The sequence below is a fragment of the Microbacterium maritypicum MF109 genome (genome assembly GCF_000455825.1).
In the GTDB taxonomy this organism is placed as follows: domain Bacteria; phylum Actinomycetota; class Actinomycetes; order Actinomycetales; family Microbacteriaceae; genus Microbacterium; species Microbacterium maritypicum_A.
Window position 1 is genome coordinate 1 of the sequence record NZ_ATAO01000191.1, and the last position, 4,879, is coordinate 4,879.

The window sequence follows — 4,879 nt, forward strand, 5'->3', positions numbered from 1 at the left end:
ACAACTCCCCATCCCCGCACACCAGTCAGCGGCGGTCGGTCGGCGCCTGCTCGACGGTGACGGGGACCGCCGGCTCCTCGGCCAGCTGCTCCCACGCGAAGGTCGAGATCATGGCGTCGCTGAGCAGCTCGATGCCGTCGAGCACCTCGGCGGGGATCACCTCGCCGTCCGGGATCACGATGGTCGACGTGAACACGAGCGCCTTGCGACGCAGCGTTCCCGGCACGGGGATGATGTACGTCACGGTGCGTCCGCCGACGCCGTCGATCGCAGGCGCACCCGCGGGGCGCGTTGCCTCGGCGGACCAGCGGACGATGTGCCGGAGGTGCTCGTCGAGAAAGACGGCGCCGCGGAGGCGGAAGGCCTCCGTCACCCAGCCGTCGAGATTCTCGCCGACGGGGGCGTCGAGGGCGGAGGCCGTTATCGAGAGGGGCAGGAGCTCCTCCATCGGCACGTCTTCCTGCCGATAGATCGCGAACACCTTGGTGCGGCGCATACCCTGATTGGCCTGCGCCATCATCGTGCGGAACTCCGCGTCGAGATCGGGGCGCCCGGCCTGCATGAAGATCGCACTGGCCTTGCGCACGTCCTCCTGCTGGCCCGCGTTCGTGGGCAGATGCGTGGCCCACCCCGGAGGCAGCACCAGGCGGAAGGCGGGGATGCCGTAACGGAACTCCACACCGAGATCGTTCATCTCGCTCACCGCTGCTGCGCTCTCTTCTTCGCGCGTGACTCGACGAGGGCATTGCCGGGGAGCGCGATCGCGCTGAGACGCGCCGTCCCCAGCCCGGAGCGCTTGGCTCCCTTCGCCACCGATCGAGCGATCGGTCGAGAGTCGTGCGAGGCTGCGCTGGCGAGCTCACGCCAATTCGTCAGCATCTCGTCGAAGATCTCACCACGCGCAGCGCGGTTCAGTCGCGTGAGACGATGCCGAGCCTTCCGTTGTTCATGCTCGACGACAGACCATTCCGTGGCGGGATCCAGCTTGATCTCCGCCAGTCGGTCGACCAGCGCATCGAGCACCCCGTCGACCGCTTCTCGCAACGCCGGCAGGCGAAGCAGCACGCGTTGCTCTTCCGCATCCCACACCGCCGTCACCGCCTGCGCGCAGACGTAGCATGTGCGCTTCGGGAGGTTGCGGGTGGAGGCGTATCCGCAGGTGCAGCGATCCGCGACGGCTGCGAGCGCCTGATCCAGCGTCGCCTGGCCGCCCGATGCATCGCCACTGTCGTGCACCGCTTCCAGGGCATCGAGCAGAGACGCCGCTCCAGGCGCATCGACCTCGCGCAGCAGCGAGTCATATGCGCTCAGCCTCAACGCGTCGCGGGTGCGCACCCACCGCACCATGTCCTCGACAGACACGATCCCTCGGACCGAGGCTGCGTAACTCGCAAGAGCCGAGCGCTGAATGGATGCCACATGCTCGGCGAACGCGTCGGCATCGCCCCCGCGTGCCGCGTCGCTTCGCTCGATCAGACCACGAATATGCTCGGAGCCCGCTCGAGCCGCCTTCTCGTGGCGATCGGCCAACGCCGGATACTGCTCGAAGAGCTGCGCTTCGACGCCGAGGAGGTCGTACCTGCTCACTGTTCGACCGCCGCCGTCCGCGGAAGTCGGATCCCCGGGATCAGGCGCATGAGCTGCTCCTCGAACAGGACGAAGGCGGGAAGGGTCGTCCCCAGCGTATCGACAAGGATGCTCCACGTGCCGTCGTTCAGCCGCACGGTCCATTGCGTGATGAACAGCGGCTGTTCCCCTTCGAGTTGCGTGGAGCGCCGGAGGAGGAAGCCGCTGCCATGCGTCTCGGTCTGCAGTGGCACCACATCGAATCCAGCGGAGAACCGGTCGCCGTCGAAGACTTCCTCATTCGCTGCGCTCCCCGGCCCCGATGCTCGCGACACGGTGATCGTAACGAGGAGATCGCTGTACATTCGCTCCGGAGCGAACCACAATCGGGTGACACCTTCTTCGGCTTGCGAAAGCAGGGCGCCAGCGGTCGCGCGCAGCAGCGCAGCGCGCTGCGGATCGGACGTCGCGGCATCGGGCAACCTCGCGAGGGCGGCGTCGGTCCAGGCAGCCGCCGCATCGGGACCGATCTGGCTCCCGTCCACTCCGGGAAGCGGGACGAACCACGCGGCGTCGAAGTCGAGGTCCCAGACGAATCCCGCGTCTCCCGCCATCAGAGCAGCCCGTTGACGAGCCCGGCGGGCGACAACCCACCAGAGGGCTTGCCGTTCCCGGTGAGCCCCACCACTCGGTCCGACCACTTGAACGTGTTCCACGCGGCTTCGAACATCGAGTTGGTCGGTGCCTTGGCAACGTTTGCGAGCCCTTCGGGCAGCGCCGCCCGCAGCACCTCCTGGAACCGCGGGCCGGTCGACGACACCGCGTCGTTGAAGGCGACTTGGAACGATCGGTTGGCACCGAAGAAGAACCGCTCGCCGAGCCCGCCGAAGATGTTGTTCCCGAACTGACGGACTCCGGAGACACCGGACGCGTAGGAGCCGAAGTTCTGCGAGACGATGCCCCGCCACGGAGAAGCGGTTCCGGCGAGACCGCGCAATCGAGTCATCTGCTGGACCGGATTGCGGAACTGACCGATGAACTCCTCTACGAACTTCGCCTTGCCGGAGAAGATCTTGCCGAGTTTGCCCACAGGCAGGATGCCCACGATCGCCCAGCCGAGGTCACCCCAGCCCTTGCGGCCGTCGAACATCAGGGCGACCGTGAGCGCCAGCGCGATGACCCCGACCACCAGAGCCGCGATCGCGAAGAACGGACCACCGATGATGAGTCCGAGCACGGCGATCGCGAGGCCGATCCAGCTCACCCACTCCGCGACCACGGCGAGGACACCGGCGATGTTCTCCCACGTGGAGTCCTCGCCGATCTTGTTCGCGTCGGTCAGTCCCGAAACGGCCGTCTCGTAGGCGGTGTGCCAGCTGTCGTACTCGCCGTCGAACGCGTCGAGGTTGTCGTTGTGGGTGGTCTCCGCGGTGTTGAGGGTCGACGCCGCACCGGAGGCGGCGGTCGCGAGATTCGTGCCGGCAGTCGTGTTCGCTGCCGCGTCCTCTTCGGCCGGTGGGTTCAGCCGCGTCGAGGTGTTGTGCGCCTGGAGCGCGTCGGCGGCATCGGCCGCGTTCGACTGCGCGGTCTGCAGCTCGGTGAGGCTCGTCTGGCAGTCCGCCACGATCGTGCGCATGCGGCTCTGGGCGGTCTCGAGCGCCGTCGCGTAGCTGCTCAGCGTGGTCCCGGCCGGCTTGTACCGACGCCCTGCCTCATCCAGATCCTTGTGGACGTCGTCGACGACGTCCTTGATCTTGTCCATCGCGTAGCCCTCGCCATCGATGGAGCCGTCTTTGATGCCCTTGAGCGTCGCAGCGGCACTGACCATGCTGTCGCCGAGCTCGACGATCTTCGTTCCCCGGTCGGCGATCGCCACGGCATCGCCGGCAACGACTTCGACGTCACGTCCCTTGTTCGTCTGCATCTGCCTCGCCCCCTACACCGCGGCTGGCTGACGCCCGGCACCCGGCGCGTTCCCCGACCCCGACTGCTCCATCGACGTCGCCATCTCGTTGTCGAGGCTGGTGACCTCGTCGACCGTGCCCTTGACGCGATCGGCGACCTCTTTGAGCTTGGTCAGCAGCTTGTCGCGGCTGTCGTTCCAGCTTCCCTCGAAGTCGTGGCAGCGGTCCTTCAGGCGACCGTCCCCGTACGGCCTGCCGACGGCGTTCTCGACGTCGTCCTGCTTCGCGGCCGCAGACTCCAGCTCGGACACGATCGCCGCGAGCTTCTCGCTGGTCGTCTGCAGATCACTGATCGGCACGAGCATGCGTTCGCCTGCCATGGCCCCCTCCTTCTTCCCGGACGCTACGACGTTACGGGGAAGCTCCGCCCGACGCGATGGGGAGTACTCCCCATCGGGCTGCGCCTCACACTCTCCTGCTGCTCTTCGTGCGCCTCTCGGAATCCTTGACGAAGGCCTTGATGCTCTCCGCGTCTGCACGCACCCCGAGTTCGGTGAGCGCCGCCGCACCGAGACCGCGCTTGTGCACCTTCTGCACCGTGGAGCGCAGACTCGTCGTGGACGCACGGGAAAGCGGCTCGATGAAGCTTGTCCACCGTCGCAGATCGGCACCGGCGAGCTCCGCCCGGTGTCTGCGTCCCAGACGGGCGAGGCGTCGTCCACCGGCCTTCCTCCGGCCGAAGGCCTCGGAGTCGAGATACTCGCCGTGGCTCTCGAACACCTTCGTCTGCTGCTGGGCGACGTCGTCGATCACCTGGGCGACGTCCTCCGCATACGCGGGCATCGCCCGAAGCAGCCGCCGTTCTTCCGCTACCCAGCGCCGCAGGAGCACGTCGCAGCACTCCGGACACAGCCTCTGCGGCAGGAGGCCATCGACCGCATAGCCGCATGCGCAGTCGATACCGGCGCGCTGCTGCACCCGATGCGGACCACCGCCGAGCTTCGCGCGCAGGAGTGAGGCTCCCACCGCGCTGCGCCCGAGCTCGTCGGCGAGGAATCCCTCGCCACTCCGGCGCTGCATCTCGGCGACCAGCAGCTCCCAACGCTCCTGGTCTGCCGGTCGGAGCAACGGGCGAGCGGAGGACGCATACTCGTCCAGCGCCGCGGTGATCTCCGCTTCCTGCGCCGCGTGTCTCAACGCGCTCGCGGATGTGACTCCCGGCCAAGACGGGAACGCGACGTGAGTCGCGAGCACCCGCATCCGCGCATCACCCGAGACTCCCGCCGCCTCGTGCAGCGCGGCCAGGGGCACGTTCGCCTCCAACACATCGCGTTCGAACTCCTCGACAGCGTCAGACGCGCTCATGCCCCCAGAGTAAACGCCCGCGAACGACGAAGAGGGCCGACCGT

General features: G+C 67.6%; 6 protein-coding genes. All 6 read right to left on the reverse strand.

What is annotated here, in order from left to right; all coding sequences use genetic code 11:
- Positions 1 to 25: 25 nt before the first annotated feature.
- The 6 genes from L687_RS32680 to L687_RS32705 all read right to left on the reverse strand — a co-directional run bounded on the left by L687_RS32680 (position 26) and on the right by L687_RS32705 (position 4,835).
- Positions 26 to 703, reverse strand: a complete 678-nt coding sequence (locus L687_RS32680; RefSeq protein ID WP_021200025.1) for a hypothetical protein — start codon at positions 701 to 703, stop codon at positions 26 to 28.
- Positions 700 to 1,587 (reverse strand): hypothetical protein, encoded by an 888-nt coding sequence (locus L687_RS32685; protein ID WP_021200026.1) that lies wholly within the window; start codon positions 1,585 to 1,587, stop codon positions 700 to 702. Before L687_RS32685 ends, L687_RS32680 begins: the two co-directional genes overlap by 4 nt.
- A complete protein-coding gene (locus L687_RS32690) occupies positions 1,584 to 2,180 on the reverse strand; it encodes a hypothetical protein (RefSeq protein WP_021200027.1) in 597 nt (198 codons plus the stop codon). The genes L687_RS32685 and L687_RS32690 overlap by 4 nt, the downstream gene beginning before the upstream one ends.
- Entirely contained in the window at positions 2,180 to 3,490 is a 1,311-nt protein-coding gene (locus L687_RS32695) for a hypothetical protein (protein WP_021200028.1), read from the reverse strand. The genes L687_RS32690 and L687_RS32695 overlap by 1 nt, the downstream gene beginning before the upstream one ends.
- A 12-nt stretch (positions 3,491 to 3,502) precedes the next feature.
- On the reverse strand, positions 3,503 to 3,850 hold the full coding sequence (locus L687_RS32700; RefSeq protein WP_021200029.1) for a hypothetical protein: 348 nt from the start codon (positions 3,848 to 3,850) through the stop codon (positions 3,503 to 3,505).
- Between the two features lie 85 nt (positions 3,851 to 3,935).
- Positions 3,936 to 4,835, reverse strand: a complete 900-nt coding sequence (locus L687_RS32705; RefSeq protein WP_021200030.1) for a hypothetical protein — start codon at positions 4,833 to 4,835, stop codon at positions 3,936 to 3,938.
- Positions 4,836 to 4,879: the final 44 nt, after the last annotated feature.